We start from the raw sequence: 13,786 nt of genomic DNA, 5'->3' as shown, positions 1-13,786 counted from the left end.
ACCGCCGTGGAAGCGCCGATCTGGGCGCCGTCTTCCCCGCCGCGAGCAGGCCAGCGCCGCGTGCCGGCGTCGAGAGGCCGGCCCCCCGGCGGCGCCCGGGCGTCGTCCCAGTCCCCGGGCGTCGTGCTGCGTCCCGCCGTCGTGCTGCGCCCGGGCGTCACCCTGGGTCCCGGGCGTCGTGCTGCGCCCGGGGGGCGTTCTACGTCGTCCTACACTTGCGGCCAGACGACGCCGCGCGCGCGCAGATCGGCGACCATATCCGACAGCGTCTCCACCGGGTCGCGCGGGGTCCATCCGAGCTCGCGCCGGGCCTTGGTCGCGTCGAGGTACCAGAAGTGCTGGCTCATCTCGGCCGACACCGGATCGACCGGCAGGTCGATCGGCAGCCGCTTCCGCGCCCGCTCGATGAGGTGCGCGCCCGCCTTCGCGAGCGCGATGCTGCGCGGCAGCCGCAGCGCAGGGGCCGGGACGCCCGAGACGCGCGAGAGGCGGTGGAAAAATACATCCAGGCTCATGTTCGCGGCGCCGAGCAGGTAGCGCTCGCCGGGGCGGCCCTTCTCCATGGCGAGCACCATGCCGTGCGCGGCGTCGCGGGCGTCGACGAAGGAGAGGCCGCCGGCCGGGATGAAGGGGATCCGGCGCTCGAGGAAGCTCACCACGTCGCCGGTCGAGGCGCCGTGGACGTCGCCCGGGCCGAGCAGGATGCTCGGGTTCACCGCGACGACCTCGAAGCCCGGCCCGTTGCGATCGAACGCCGCGCGCTCGGCGTAGAGCTTCGAGCGGTAGTACGGCCAGCCGGCGATGAGGTCCACCGGCGGCGGCGCCGTCTCGTCGCGGATGTCGTCCGGCCTCCTGCTCACCGCGACGACGCCGCTCGTGCTCGCGAGGACCACGCGCTTCACCCCCGCGTCGCGGCAGGCGTCGAGGGTGATCTTGGTCCCCTCGACGTGGGTCCGGTACAGCACCTCGGCGTCCTCGCGGCGCCGCGACACGCGCCCGGCGCAGTGGAAGAGCGCCTCGCAGCCCTCGGCGGCGGCGCGGACCGACGCCGCGTCGAGCACGTCGCCGCGGCGGACCGCGACGCCTTGCGCGGCGAGCGCGCCCGCCTCCCCACGGCAGAGCGCCACCACGTCGTGGCCCGCCCCGCGCAGCTCCGTGACGAGGTGCGAACCCAGGAACCCGGTCGCGCCGGTGACGAGGTAGCGGCTCATGCGAGGTCGAACACCTTCTGGAAGGTCTGGAGGAGGGAGATGTCGTTCGATTTCACGAGGCCCGTCATGAACTCCATCGGGCTCGGTGTGTAGGCCTCGCGCACGATCTTCGTGAAGATCTCCGGCGTCGTCTTGAGGACGCAGTCCGCCTGCTGGCTCGGCTTGCCGAGCCGCGCCTCGCAGCCGGCCGGATCGATCCGCAACGTCCACTTCGCCTCCTCCTCCGTCCCGAGCGTGACGTAGTAGGTGATCGGCTGGGTGACCCGCCCCGCGACGTATTTCGTCTCGAGCTCGCGGAACAGGACCGTGAGCGGGTGCTCCTTCGTCCCGGCGGCCTGCTCGATGTTCTCGAGCCGGCGCAGGTCGAGGGCGCCCCCTTCCCGCAGCCGGATCACGGCGAGCTGCGTGAGCTCCGCGACCTTGCGGCAGGCCATCGCGTACTTCATCCCGGCGGTGAGCCGGCGGAGGTCGGCGATCTCGAGCGGCGGCCCGATGCGCGCGACGACGTCGCGGCGGATCGGGATGCTGCGCCCCTTGGGGAGCGCCTCGAAGGTGCCGCCGAGGTAGAGGGGCAGGATGTCCACGCCGTGCGTGAGCGCGAGGTGCCCGATCGCCGGCTTGAACTCCAGGATGCTGCCGTCGGGGCTGCGCGTGCCCTCGGGGAAGAGCAGCACGGTCCGCCCGCGGTCGAGGATCTCGCCCGTCTGGCGCAGCGCCGTGCGGAGGCCGCCCTTGCGGTCGAACGGCGCCAGGTTGGTGAGGTTCTCGAAGTAGGCGCGCCGCCAGCGGTTGCCCTCGAAGAAGTAGTCCTGCGCGGCCAGCGAGACGATGCCGTCGCCGTAGCTGCCCAGCGCGTACTTCACGAGCCCCATGTCGAGGTGGCTCGCGTGGTTCGAGACGACGATCGTGTGGCGGTTGTACGGGATGAACGCGCGGCCGTAGACCTTCGGGCGCATCACGTTCCCGTAGAAGCCGGACTGGACCTTGTTCATCCAGTGCTTGGCGAAGTCGGCGACGGGGCGGGGGATATGGATCGGCTCCTCGCCCGGCTTGTGCTTCGTCGGCTCGGCGGCCGCGGCGCCGGCGTCGTGCGCGAGGGCCGCCGCGCCGGCGCCCTCGACCGACGCGGCCTCCGCGGCGAGGCGCGCGACGATCGCCTTCACCTCGGCGCGCTTCACCTGGCCGGACGCGGCGCGCGGCAGGTCGGCGTCGTGGAGGTGCACGATCGTGGCCTGGCTCGGCTTCGGCAGCGCCTGGATCGCCGTCCGGAGCGCGTCGAGCGCGCGCTCGTGCTGCGCCGCCCGCGCGAGCGCCTCGTCGCCGTCCGGCGGCGCGGGCGGCGCCTCGGGGACGGCGAGGCAGGCGACCTGCTCGCCGCGGCCGACGTCGACGCCCACGATCGCGAGCTCCCGGACGTGCTGGACCTTGCCGAGCTGGCGCTCGACGTCGGCCGGGTACACGGGCTCGCCCTTCGCCGGCGTGATGACCTCCTGCTGGCGGCCGACGAGGACGAGCCGCCCCTGCTTGTCGAGCTTGCCGAGGTCGCCGGTGTGCAGCCACCCGTCCGCGTCGAGCGCCTGCTCGGTGGCGCGGGGGTCGTCGGCGTAGCCCTTCATGACGTTGGGGCCGCGCGCGAGCACCTCGCCGACGCCGCTCGCGTCCGGGCTCGCGATCTTGATCTGCACGCCGGGGATCGGCTTGCCGACGTTGCCCGGGGCGCCCGACGGCGAGGCCTTGGCGAGGGTGAGGAGCGGCGCCGCCTCGGTCAGGCCGTAGCCCTCGGTGAGCGGCAGGCCGAGCCCTCGGAACAGCGAGGCCGTGTTCTTGGGGAGCGCCGCGCCGCCGGAGATGAGGAAGCGGACGTTGCCGCCGAGCGCGTCGTGGACGCTGCCGAAGAAGAGCCGCCCCGCGTTGAGCCCGAGGCGCCTCCCGAGCATGCGGTTCAGCTCCATCGCCCAGTTGAAGGCGGTGGCCGCGGCGGGCCCCTGCTCCTTCACCCGGGCGACGATCCGGCGCTCCAGCATCTGCCAGAGCGCCGGCACGCCGACCATCGCCGTGACGCGCGCCTTCTTCAGCGCCTCGCTCAGCCGGTCGGCCGACGGCTCGTCGAGGTAGATGATCCGCGCGCCCTGCGACAGGGGCAGGAGCAGGCCGCAGGTGACCTCGAAGGTGTGGTGGAGCGGCAGCACGCTGAGCACGCGGTCGCTCGCCTTGAGCGGGAACACCGGGGCGAGGGAGGCGAGCAGCGCGGTGAAGTTGCCGTGGGTGAGCAGGACGCCCTTCGGCTCGCCGGTCGTGCCGCTCGTGTAGACGACGCTCGCGACGTCCTCGCTGCCCAGGCGCACGTCCGGAGGCGCGAGCCCCTCGCCGGAGGCCGGGCCGAGGTCGGCCGCGCGGCCCTCGGCGAAGCCGGCGAGATCGAAGGCGGCCAGGTTCGGCAGCGCCGCCCGCACGGCGGCGCCGAGCTTCGCCTCCACGCCGCGGTCCCAGAGGACGACCTTCGCCGTCGACGAGCGGACGATGTCGGCGAACGCCTTCGCGTCGAGCCCCGGGTCGATCGGGACGGCGACGGCGCCGGCGCGGAGGATGCCGAAGTAGGTGACGGGCCACGCCGGCTGGTTCGCGCCGGAGAGCGCGACGCGGTCGCCGCGGCGCACGCCGAGCGCGGCGAGGCGCGCGGCCGTCTTGCACGCGGCGTCGCGGAGCTCGCGGTAGCTCGTGCGCGACAGCCCGTCCTGCTCGAGCTGCTGGAGGGAGAGCGCGTGGTCGTGGCGCTCGGCGATCTCGTCGAGCAGATCCACGAGGCTGTCGTAGGCCCGGAGCGGCTTGATCTCGCGGCGGAGGAGGTTCTCCATGAGCGGGAAGGCCCACTTCTCCAGGCCGGGCAGGTGGACGGTCCACATCCACTCCCGCCAGTCGATCGCCTCCGGCGCCCAGATGAAGCGCGCGCGCTCCTCGGCCGGCATGCGGGCCATCGCCGCGCGGGTGTTGGCGCAGGAGAAGACCCAGTCCGCCTCGGCGACGAACGGCAGGAAGACCTCGAGCAGGGCGGCGGTCTTCTGCTCGGCCCTGGCGGCGCCCTCCAGCGCGGCGGCCGCCGGCTTGAGGAGGGCCGCGGCGGGGCCGACGCCCGCCGTCTTGAGCAGGCCGCCCAGGCCGCGGAGCGCGCCCTCGATGGTGCGCGCCCCGTGCGCGTTGTACTGCTGCCGGCTCAGCCCGCGCGGCTCGAAGCGGGACGAGACGATGTCGAAGATCGCGGTCTTCTTCCCCTCGAACACCTGCCGCCGCTTGTAGAGCCCGGCGAGCTCCAGGTAGCGCGTCACCCGACAGCCGTTCGTGTCGGTGGTCCCGTACTGGTACACGGCGGGCGCGCGCCCCTCGATGAGCTCGCAGAGCGAGGCGATCATGCCGCTCGCGACCATGTCGACCGGGATGATGTCGAGCCGCACGTCGTGGTCGCCCGGGAACTGCACCTGGCCCTTCGAGGCGAGGTAGAGGTACGGCGCCGAGGTGTTGATCCCCTCGTTCCAGCCGGTGAACGGGAACTCGACGGCGGTCTCGACGACCGCGGGCCGGACGATGGTGAAGGGCAGCCCGGAGCTCGCGAGCACCTGCTCGCCGATGCTCTTCGTGTAGGTGTAGATGTTGGTCCACCCCCAGAAGAGCGCGCGCTCCTTGCCGGCCTCGACGAGCCGGTCCTTGATGAACTTGCGCTTCACCCTGGCGAGCTCGTTCTCGAGCGCGGCGCCGCGGCACGGCTCGCCGCGCGAGGTCAGGTTGGCCTTGGCCTCGTCGAGGAAGGCGCTCTGCCGGAAGGCGTCCTCGCACCGCTGCCGCGCCTGCTTCACGAGGTCGAGGCACTCGCCGATCTCGCGCTGCGGGTCCCAGTGGGATCGATCGAGCGTCCGCTTCGGGCAGGCGGCGCCGAACCACGTCTCGCCCGCGGCGCGGGGGAAGGGGATCTCGGCCGGGTGGTTCTCCTCGATGAGCCCGGAGCGGTACCCGGCGACGAAGCACGTGCTCGTGTGCATCACCTTCGCGCCCAGGGTCCGCGCGAGCTCGACGAGGTTGCTGATGCCGAACGCGTTGACCTCGAGCGCCTCGTCGAGCGGGGGGTTGAAGTCGACGACGCCGGCCACGTTCACGACGGCGGCGATCTTGCCGGTGAGCTCCCCCACGCGGTCGCCGAGCCCGAGCAGCGGCTGGCCGACGTTGCCGTTCATGGGGGTCACCTTCTGCCGGAGGTACTCCTCGAAGGCGGGCCCGGGGTGCTGCTCGCGGATCGGATCGAAGACCGGCGAGGTCGCGATCTGCGACCAGAAGCGCTCCTCGGGCGACTGGTTCTCCTTGGCCCGGACGAGCAGGTAGATGTGGGCGATCTCGGGGAACCGGGCGAGCAGCATGGCCAGCCAGACCTTGCCGAGGAACCCGGTCCCGCCGACCACCACGAGCTGTTTGCCCGAGAACACATGGGAGGGAACCAGCGGCGGGACCGCCGCGAGCTCATCGCCGCGCGCTCCGCCCGGCGGCGTCAGCTCCACCCCTTTGGCTCCCGCCCCGTTCGTAACACCGAGTTGGCTCATCGAGACTCCAGGAAGGCCGCTCAATTCGCGCCTGGGCCAGAACGCGTCAAGGGTGAGGTGCCGCGAACCCGGATTCGCGCCGTCCGGGCACGCCGAGTGCTCGTCATTTGCCTCCCCGACCGGCGCCCCGGCGGCGGCTCGGCGAGGTGGCGCCGGGCGCGGACCCCAGCGCTGACCAGGCGCACGTCGATCTGCCGGCCGGCGTGACAAGCCGGGCACGCTCAGCGTAACGCTTGCCGGTTCAGGGCGGGCGGCTCAATCACTGCGCCGCATGATCTTCGGAGCGCACCAGTCCGTCGCGGGCGGCCTTCATCGCGCGGTCGCGCTGGCGGGGGAGGATCGCTGCGAGGCGGTGCAGATCTTCACCAAGGTCTCGGGCCAGTGGCGGGAGCCCGCGCTGAGCGCGGACCAGATCGCGGCGTTCCGCGCCGCGCGCGCGTCGTGGGCCGGCGCGGGCCGGGCGCTCGCGCACGCGAGCTACCTCATCAACCTGTGCGCGGACGACGCCGCGATCCTCGAGCGCTCGCGGGAGGCGCTGTTCCAGGAGCTCGCCCGGTGCGACGCGCTGGGGATCGACTTCGTCGTGTTCCACCCGGGCGCGCACCGCGGCCTCGGCGAGGAGGCCGGGCTCGATCGCATCGGCGAGAGCCTCGCGATCGTGCTGTCGCGGGCGAAGGGGCTGACCGCGCAGCTGTGCATCGAGAACATGGCCGGGCAGGGGTCGACGCTCGGCGACCGCGTCGATCAGATCGCCGCGATGATCGAGCGCGCCGGGCCGGAGGGGGCGCGGCTCGGCGTCTGCATCGACACGCAGCACGCCTTCGCGGCGGGGCACGACCTGCGGAGCGAGGCCGGGTACGAGCGGTTCTGGGGCGACTTCGGCCGGCTGCTCGGCCTGGACCGGCTGCGGTGCATGCACGTGAACGACTCGAAGGCCGCCCTCGGCCAGCGGCTCGATCGGCACGAGCGGATCGGCGACGGAGAGATGGGCCTCGCGCCGTTCTGGCGGCTCGTGAACGACCCGCGGCTCGCGCGTGTGCCGGCGGTGGTCGAGCTGCCGCCGCTCTCGAAGGAGCGGCGCGGCTACGCGGAGGAGCTCGAGCGGCTGCGCGCGCTCAACGGCGCGGCGGAGCCGCCGCGGCCGGCAGAAGCGCCGGAGCCGCCGCGGCCGGCGAAGCGGAGGGCCCGCGCGCCGCGCGCGTGAGGCTCACGGGCGCGGCACCCGGTGCGGCACCCGGACGCCCTTCTCGTCGGCCACGCGGGCGGCCGTCTCGTAGCCCGCGTCGGCGTGGCGGATGATCCCCATCCCGGGGTCGATGGTGAGCACCCGCTCGAGCCTGCGGGCGGCGGCCTCGGTGCCGTCGGCGACGATGACCATGCCCGCGTGCAGCGAGTTGCCGATCCCGACGCCGCCGCCGTGGTGGAAGCTCACCCAGGACGCGCCGCCGGCGGTGTTCGCGAGGGCGTTGAGCAGGGCCCAGTCGGCGATGGCGTCCGAGCCGTCCTTCATCGCCTCCGTCTCGCGGAACGGCGACGCGACCGAGCCGCAGTCGAGGTGGTCGCGCCCGATCACGAGCGGCGCCTTCACCCGGCCGGTGCGCACGAGCTCGTTGAAGGCGAGCCCGACCTTCGCGCGGTCGCCGTAGCCGAGCCAGCAGATCCGGGCCGGGAGCCCCTGGAACGCGATCCGCTGCTCCGCGAGCTCGATCCAGCGCCGGAGGTCGGGATCGCCCGGGACGGCCTCGAGCACGGCGCGGTCCGTGGCGAGGATGTCCTCGGGGTCCCCCGAGAGCGCGACCCAGCGGAACGGGCCCTTGCCCTGGCAGAACAGCTCGCGCACGTACGCCGGCACGAAGCCGGGGATCTCGAAGGCGTCCTGGCAGCCCGCCTCCATCGCGCAGGTGCGGATGTTGTTGCCGTAGTCGAAGACCTCGGCCCCGCGCCGCTGCATCGCGCGCATCGCCTCGACCTCGAGCCGCATCCCCGCCTTCGCGCGCGCGACGTACCCCTCCGGATCGCGGGCGCGGAGCGCCGCCGCCTGCTCCAGCGTGAGGCCCGGCGGGACGTACCCGACGAGCGGGTCGTGCGCCGCGGTCTGCTCGGTGACGAGGTCCGGCGTGACGCCGCGGCGGACGAGCTCCGGGTAGACGTCGGCGGCGTTGCCGCAGAGCGCGACGGAGCGCGGCGCCCCGCGCCGGGCGCTCTCGAGGACCACGTCGAGGGCCCGGTCGAGGTCGTCGATGCGCTCGTCGACGTAGCGGGTGCGCAGCCGCTTCTCGATGCGCGCGGGATCGATCTCGACGCCGAGGCAGGCCATGCCCGCCATGGTCGCGGCGAGCGGCTGCGCGCCGCCCATGCCGCCGAGGCCCGCGGTGAGGACCCAGCGCCCGCCGCCCGGGACGCGCGCGGCGTGCGCCTTGCGCGCGGCGACGAACGTCTCGTAGGTGCCCTGCACGATGCCCTGCGAGCCGATGTAGATCCAGGAGCCCGCGGTCATCTGCCCGTACATGGTCAGGCCGAGCGCCTCGAGCCGCCGGAACTCGTCCCACGTCGCCCACCGCCCGACGAGGTTCGAGTTCGCGAGCAGCACGCGCGGCGCGTCCGGGTGGGTGCGGAAGCGGCCCACCGCCTTGCCCGACTGCACGAGCAGCGTCTCGTCGTCCGCGAGCTCCCTGAGCTCGCGGACGATCACGTCGAACGCCTCCCACGATCGCGCGGCCTTGCCGGTGCCGCCGTAGACCACGAGATCCTCGGGCCGCTCGGCGACCTCCGGATCCAGGTTGTTGTGGATCATCCGGAGCGCGGCCTCCTGGATCCACCCCTTGCAGCTCCGCTCGCTCCCGCGCGGCGCGCGCACCACCCGGGCCCCCTGCTCTCCGGTCGCCATGCTGTCGTCTACCCTAGCCGATCCGGATCGACCAGCAGACCGGCCGCCGCGGCGTCGCCCGGACGCCCCGCGGCCGCGGGCGTGCTGTAAGCCTGCTCCGCCCGGACGGCGCCTCTCCAGGACAGCCGGCCCCGTCCGAACCGGGGTATGCTCGCCCCGGGCGCGCGCTGCGTCCGTGTCCGGGAGAATCCATGATCTCGACGATCCGTTCGGCTCTTGCACGTTGCCCGATCGGGGCCCCTTCGCTCGCAGCCCTGGCGCTCGCCGTCGCGAGCGCGGGGTGCAGTAAGGTCGGGTGCTTCGAGTGGACTGAAATCGAGGGGGAGTGCCCCTCCCAGGAGGAAGCGCTCGCCTACTTCGGCTCCGAGTGTGGAGGCGAGGTCGAGTCCGTCGACAGCGAGCCCGAGTACGACAGCGGCTACTGCTGTTACGACATCACGAAGGGCGACGGGGACTACTACGAAATCCCCTGCCTGTAGCCATCGCCGCGCCGGGCGCGCGCCCCGGGACAGCTAGGCCTCGTCCGGCGCGCCGCCGTCGAGCTCCCGCAGCGCCGCGAGATCCCGCGCGGCCATCTCCTCGACGTCGCCGGGAGGCTCGCGCGGGTAGGCCAGCGCGACCTCGCCATCGTGGAGGTAGACGTGCTGGCCGTCGATGCACCCGTGCGCGCCCCCCGCCGCGTGGAGCGCGGCGACCGCCTCGCCGAGCCGCGCGTGGTGCCCCCGCGCGAGGGCGCGCGGCTCGTCCGCGAGCGCGCGGCCGAGCGGCGGCGCCACCCAGACCTCGCCGGCGTCGAGGTCGACCCGCAGGACGACCGGCAGGGCCGCGTGGCCCGCGCGCGCGAACGCGCGGGCCCGCGCGAGCGTCGCGTCGTCGAGCTGCAGCACGAGGACGTCGCGGTCGAGCCAGAGGTCGCGCCACCGCCCTTCGACGTCGCGGCCGTCGCCGGCCTCGAGGGTCGCGCCGAGCCGCGCGGTCGCGGCGGGCGGGGCGTCGCTCGCCCGGGGCCGGGCGCTCGCGCGCGACCTCGCCGGCCGCGCGCGCGCGGGCCAGGCGAGCGCGGTGAGCGCGCGGCGCGCCTCGAACGCGTCGGCGGGCCGCGCGGCGGGGTCCTCGGCGAGCAGCGCCGCCACGATCTCGTCGTGCGCCGGCGTGAGGTCCGGGTGGATCTCGCTCGGCGCCGGATCCAGCCGCCCGCGCACGGCGGGCGCCGGCGGCTCGCCCGTGAGCAGCTCGGCGAGCACCGCGCCGGCGCCGTACAGATCGCTCGCCAGCGTCGCCGGCCGGCCCATGCGCTGCTCCGGCGACATGTACGCGAAGGTCCCGATCGCCCCGGCGGTGGCGGTGGTGGAGAGATCGCCGAGGTGCGCCGCCCCGAAGTCCGCGAGGTGCGCCGTCCCGACCTCGTCGAAGAGCACGTTGCTCGGCTTCACGTCGCGGTGGAGGATGCCGAGCCGGTGCGCCTCGCCGAGCGCGGACAGCACCGCGACCGCGATCTCGACGGCGCGCGCGGGCGCGACCGGCTCCCCGCACAGCCGATCGAGCAGCGAGCCGCCCGCCATCCAGGCGAGCACCATCGCCGGGCCCTCGGGGTGGTACGCGCGCAGCGCGACGACGTTCGGGTGCCGGAGCTGCGCGAGGGCGCGCGCCTCGCGCTCGAACCGGAGCAGCGCGTCGCGCCCCGATCCGAACGCCGCGCCGGCGAAGATCTTCACGGCGACGCGCTCCGCCGTGATCCGGTCGCGCGCCTCCACCACGCGTGCGTGCGGGGTGGCCATGATCTCGCGCAGGGTCTCGTAGCGCCCGAAGAGGAGCGGCGCGGTCGACGGGCCGCGCGCCGGGCCCGCGGGGGGAGGCGCCGCGGTGGGGGAGGGCGCCGCGGTGGGGGAGGGCGCCGCGGCGGGGGAGGGCGCCGCGGCGGGGGAAGGCGCCGAGGCAGGGCGGCGCGCCACGTGGCCCCGCGGCGCGAGCGCCTCGTCGCCCGGCCCGTGCGCGGCGAGCTGGGCGAGCTCGTCGCGCACGGTCCGCGCGGCATCCTCGAGACCGAGCTCGCTCAGGCAGCGGCTGAGCAGCGGCAGCGAGCGGGCGCGCTCCCCGCTCCGGGGCGGCAGCTGCTGCAGCGCCCGCACCGCCGCCTCGGTGCGGCCGTGGCGCGCGAGGAGCTCGCCGAGGGCGAGGCGGGCCGCCGCGTCGTCCGGGCGGCGGCGGAGCGCGGCCTCGAGCACCCGCGCGCCGTCGGCGGGGCGGCCGGCCAGCTCGAAGCTCTCGGCGGCGCGGCACGCGTCCTGGGCGGCGGTGAAGGCCTCCGCGGCCGCGGCGTGGGCGCCCAGCCCGGCGAACAGCGCGCCGGCGTGGCGGGTGAACCCGCGCGCCGCGAGATCGGCGGCGACGCGCAGCGCGGCCTCGCGCGGCGCGGCGGCGGAGAGCAGATCGAGCGCCTCGCCGGCGAGCGCGTCGTCCCCGCCGATCGCGGCCATGAGCGCCGCGCGGGCCGGGTCCTCGGCCGCCAGCGCTTCCCGGGCGGCGCCGGCGAAGTCGCAGGCCCGCTCGAGCAGCTCGGACGCGCCGGCGTGATCGCCGGCCGCCGCGAGGAGGGCCGCGCCGCGGCCGCGCTGTCCGATCGCAGCGAGCTCGGCCGCGCGCCGTCGCAGGTCGTCGTACGCCACCCTGACGTCGGTCGGCAAACGGTCAGTGAGCGGCGATGCGCGCGCGGCCGATCACGGAGAGGTCGAAGCGCACCTCGCCGAGGTCGACCCCCGACGCGCTGAACGGCGCCTGCCGCGTGCGGTGCACGGCGACGGTCACGTTCGCCGGCAGCGGCCCGAGCGTCGACGGATCGAGCAGGGAGCCCGGGATCACGCCCCTCCCCGCGTCCTTGAACGAGCACCGGACGGCCGCGCCGCGCGCCGAGGTCACGTCGACATAGATGAGGTCCTGCGCCCTGCCGTCCTCGTCCGCGCGCCACTGCACGACCGCGCCGACCCCCGCGTCGAGCGCGACGCCGTCGGCCAGCTCCACGTCCCCGATCCGCACCTCCTCGGGGCCTGCAGGAGCGTCGGCCTCGAAGGCGAACCGGTCGAGCAGCGCCGAGCCGGAGCTCTCGAAGACGTACCGGGCCGGCGCCGGCAGGTCGCTCGTGGCGTCGCGCGACGTGTAGAACACCCCGAAGACGAGGTCGCCCACGTCGGGGAAGGCGCGGGCGGCGAGCGGCATCTCGGTGCTCTCGGTCTTCATCGTCACGTCGCCCGCGTCGAGCAGCTCGATCGACCCCAGCGAGCTCAGGCTGATCGCGGACTCGTCGTCGGCCGCGGGCGACAGGACCATGCAGCTGCCGGCGGCCGGGAGATCGAGCGGCGAGCCGACCACCCGCTCGGCGAGCTCGGGGTCGACCGCCGAGGAGAGGCGCATGAACTTCGCGGAGACGTTGGTGACCGACCCTGCGCCCTCGGCGGCCGCGCTCGGGAGGGCCGCCTCGTCCGCCTCGACGGGAGAGGAGGTCGAGTCCACGTCCCGGCTCAGGTTGATCGCGCGCTCGACGAGAACGACGCCCTGGGTCATCGCCCCGTTCGCATCGGCCGCGTCGCCCGCGACGGGCGCCGAACAGCCGACGAGAGCCGCACCGGCCAGGACGAGGCATGCACTGGAGAGGGCGCCATTGGGACGCATAGATCCGAGTCTAAGGCCGGTCCTCCGGGCGGGCAAGCGCCTGCACGAGCTCGTAAAAAAATGAAAGATTTCACGTTCTTGCGGCTTTGTTCCGGGCGCCCTGGACTCGGCTCCGGCCAGGTCAGAAGGTGACCGTGAGGCCGCCGCCCGGGGTGAAGGTCGCCTGGTCGAGCGCGACCTGGGCGCCGGCGAGCTCGCCAGCGACGTGGTGGTAGGCCGCTGTGACCTCCAGGGCGACATGCACGTGACGGAACCCGCCGCGCACCCCCAGCACGAACCCGACCTCCAGGTGCCGGCCTGACACGTCGGCGAGGGGGCCCTCGGCCGCCGATCCGGCGGCGGGCAAGCGCACCTCGCCGCCGAGGAGCTCGAGCCCGAGCCGCGGCCCGAACCACAACGCGTAGAGGTCCGCGTCCGACTGGAAGCCGAGCAGGATCGGAACGTCGATCCCCGCGCCGTGAGCGCGGCTCCCCTCGGCGCCGGCGCCGGCCCCGCGGGCGAAGAGCGCCGAGGCGCCGAGCCCGATCGACAGCGTCGGCTCGCCCAGCGAGAACGCGTGGCGCCCGTCGAGCCGGAGCGCTCGGCCGGTGTACGTCAGGCCGGCCTCGTTGTCGCCCTCGATGCCGACGCGCGCGCTGACCCAGGGGGCAACCCCCGGCGCGACCGTGAGCTCGGAGAGGCGCCGCGGGGCGGCGTCCTCCGCCGGGGCGCCCTCGGCGCCAGCGCCGGCGCCCGGCGGAGCGGCCGTCGCTCCTGCGACGACCGTCTCGCCGGAGACGCCGCCGCCGAAGCTCATGAAGCCAGGGCGCAGGGGATGGGCAGGATGGAGCAGCGGGCCGCTGCCATGGCAGCCGGCGCAAGCGCCCGCGAGGAGCAATACGGCCCAGCGTCGGGTCACGTCGCGACCCGGACGCCACGTTGATTCGACGAAGCCGGCGGAGCCATGCAAAGCGCGGCCCGAGAGGCGGCGCGCTGTTCGAGGAGGCGCGCTACTTCCGGAAGCGCGACGGGTAGTTGTTGGCGGCGGCCCTCTTCTGGAGATCGGCATCGTCGGGGTGCAGTTTGAGCGCGCGCGCGATGAGGGTCTCCTCGGTCTCCACGATCTGCGGGTTGGGCAGGCAGCACTCGACCGGGCACACGGCCTGGCAAGCTTCGTGGTCATAGAACCCGACGCACTCCGTGCACAGCTCGGGATCAATCACGTAGATCTCATCGCCCTCGCTGATGGCCTCGTTCGGGCATTCCGGCTCGCAGGCGCCGCAGTTGATGCAGTCTTCAGTGATGTAAGTCGCCATGGCCTTCGCTTCATTCTCCGGGGTCAACCCCGGTCCGCTCGTTTGTAGAGGCCTGACCGCAGGGTGTCAATTCGGGCGGACCCACGCGCCGGATCGGCGCGGCAGAGCCGCGGCGCGCTTGCGCGCGGGCGCCCCTGCCGGTAC

Annotated in this window: 9 protein-coding genes; 2 read left to right on the top strand and 7 right to left on the bottom strand. The window is 74.4% G+C overall.

The features are described from left to right. Positions 1–209 precede the first annotated feature (209 nt). Positions 210–1,211 (bottom strand): NAD-dependent epimerase/dehydratase family protein, encoded by a 1,002-nt coding sequence (locus WMF43_RS44460; RefSeq protein ID WP_437674435.1) that lies wholly within the window; start codon positions 1,209–1,211, stop codon positions 210–212. Then, positions 1,208–5,794, bottom strand: coding sequence for an AMP-binding protein (locus WMF43_RS44455; protein WP_437674433.1), 4,587 nt, complete (start codon positions 5,792–5,794; stop codon positions 1,208–1,210). Before WMF43_RS44455 ends, WMF43_RS44460 begins: the two co-directional genes overlap by 4 nt. Before the next feature lie 271 nt (positions 5,795–6,065). Here WMF43_RS44455 and WMF43_RS44450 point away from each other — a divergent pair, with 271 nt between their 5' ends. Beyond that, positions 6,066–6,998: a deoxyribonuclease IV gene (locus WMF43_RS44450; protein ID WP_437674431.1), complete on the top strand. Its 933-nt coding sequence runs from the start codon at positions 6,066–6,068 to the stop codon at positions 6,996–6,998. Positions 6,999–7,001: 3 nt separating this feature from the next. Here WMF43_RS44450 and hutU read toward each other — a convergent pair whose 3' ends face one another. Beyond that, positions 7,002–8,681: a urocanate hydratase gene (hutU, locus tag WMF43_RS44445; RefSeq protein ID WP_437674429.1), complete on the bottom strand. Its 1,680-nt coding sequence runs from the start codon at positions 8,679–8,681 to the stop codon at positions 7,002–7,004. Between the two features lie 191 nt (positions 8,682–8,872). On the opposite strand from hutU, the gene WMF43_RS44440 reads away from it, so the two are divergent. Beyond that, positions 8,873–9,160: a hypothetical protein gene (locus WMF43_RS44440; RefSeq protein WP_437674427.1), complete on the top strand. Its 288-nt coding sequence runs from the start codon at positions 8,873–8,875 to the stop codon at positions 9,158–9,160. 33 nt (positions 9,161–9,193) lie between these two features. Here WMF43_RS44440 and WMF43_RS44435 read toward each other — a convergent pair whose 3' ends face one another. The 4 genes from WMF43_RS44435 to WMF43_RS44420 form a co-directional block, all read right to left on the bottom strand. Continuing rightward, positions 9,194–11,365 carry a protein kinase domain-containing protein gene (locus WMF43_RS44435; RefSeq protein ID WP_437674426.1) on the bottom strand — a complete coding sequence of 724 codons (2,172 nt, stop codon included), beginning with the start codon at positions 11,363–11,365 and terminating at the stop codon, positions 9,194–9,196. A 4-nt stretch (positions 11,366–11,369) separates the two neighbouring features. After that, complete coding sequence (locus tag WMF43_RS44430) at positions 11,370–12,239, bottom strand: hypothetical protein (protein WP_437674424.1); 870 nt, start codon at positions 12,237–12,239, stop codon at positions 11,370–11,372. A 229-nt stretch (positions 12,240–12,468) separates the two neighbouring features. Next, the gene (locus tag WMF43_RS44425; RefSeq protein ID WP_437674422.1) at positions 12,469–13,245 is read right to left on the bottom strand and encodes a hypothetical protein; all 777 of its coding nucleotides are present in this window, start codon (positions 13,243–13,245) and stop codon (positions 12,469–12,471) included. A 91-nt stretch (positions 13,246–13,336) separates the two neighbouring features. Next, positions 13,337–13,642 (bottom strand): YfhL family 4Fe-4S dicluster ferredoxin, encoded by a 306-nt coding sequence (locus WMF43_RS44420; RefSeq protein ID WP_104985869.1) that lies wholly within the window; start codon positions 13,640–13,642, stop codon positions 13,337–13,339. Between the last annotated feature and the right edge of the window lie 144 nt (positions 13,643–13,786).

Origin of the sequence: Sorangium sp. So ce131 (genome assembly GCF_051519095.1) — a bacterium.
Lineage (GTDB): Bacteria > Myxococcota_A > Polyangia > Polyangiales > Polyangiaceae > Sorangium.
Note: the sequence above shows the minus strand (reverse complement) of the source record. Positions and strands in the feature narration are given on the sequence as shown.

Bases quoted from the DNA above. Each gene is read 5' to 3' on its own strand.
- WMF43_RS44450 (WP_437674431.1), top strand. From the start codon at position 6,066: ATGATCTTCGGAGCGCACCAGTCCGTCGCGGGCGGCCTTCATCGCGCG.
- hutU (WP_437674429.1), bottom strand. From the start codon at position 8,681: ATGGCGACCGGAGAGCAGGGGGCCCGGGTGGTGCGCGCGCCGCGCGGG.
- WMF43_RS44460 (WP_437674435.1), bottom strand. From the start codon at position 1,211: ATGAGCCGCTACCTCGTCACCGGCGCGACCGGGTTCCTGGGTTCGCAC.
- WMF43_RS44455 (WP_437674433.1), bottom strand. From the start codon at position 5,794: ATGAGCCAACTCGGTGTTACGAACGGGGCGGGAGCCAAAGGGGTGGAG.
- WMF43_RS44430 (WP_437674424.1), bottom strand. From the start codon at position 12,239: ATGACCCAGGGCGTCGTTCTCGTCGAGCGCGCGATCAACCTGAGCCGG.
- WMF43_RS44420 (WP_104985869.1), bottom strand. From the start codon at position 13,642: ATGGCGACTTACATCACTGAAGACTGCATCAACTGCGGCGCCTGCGAG.
- WMF43_RS44440 (WP_437674427.1), top strand. From the start codon at position 8,873: ATGATCTCGACGATCCGTTCGGCTCTTGCACGTTGCCCGATCGGGGCC.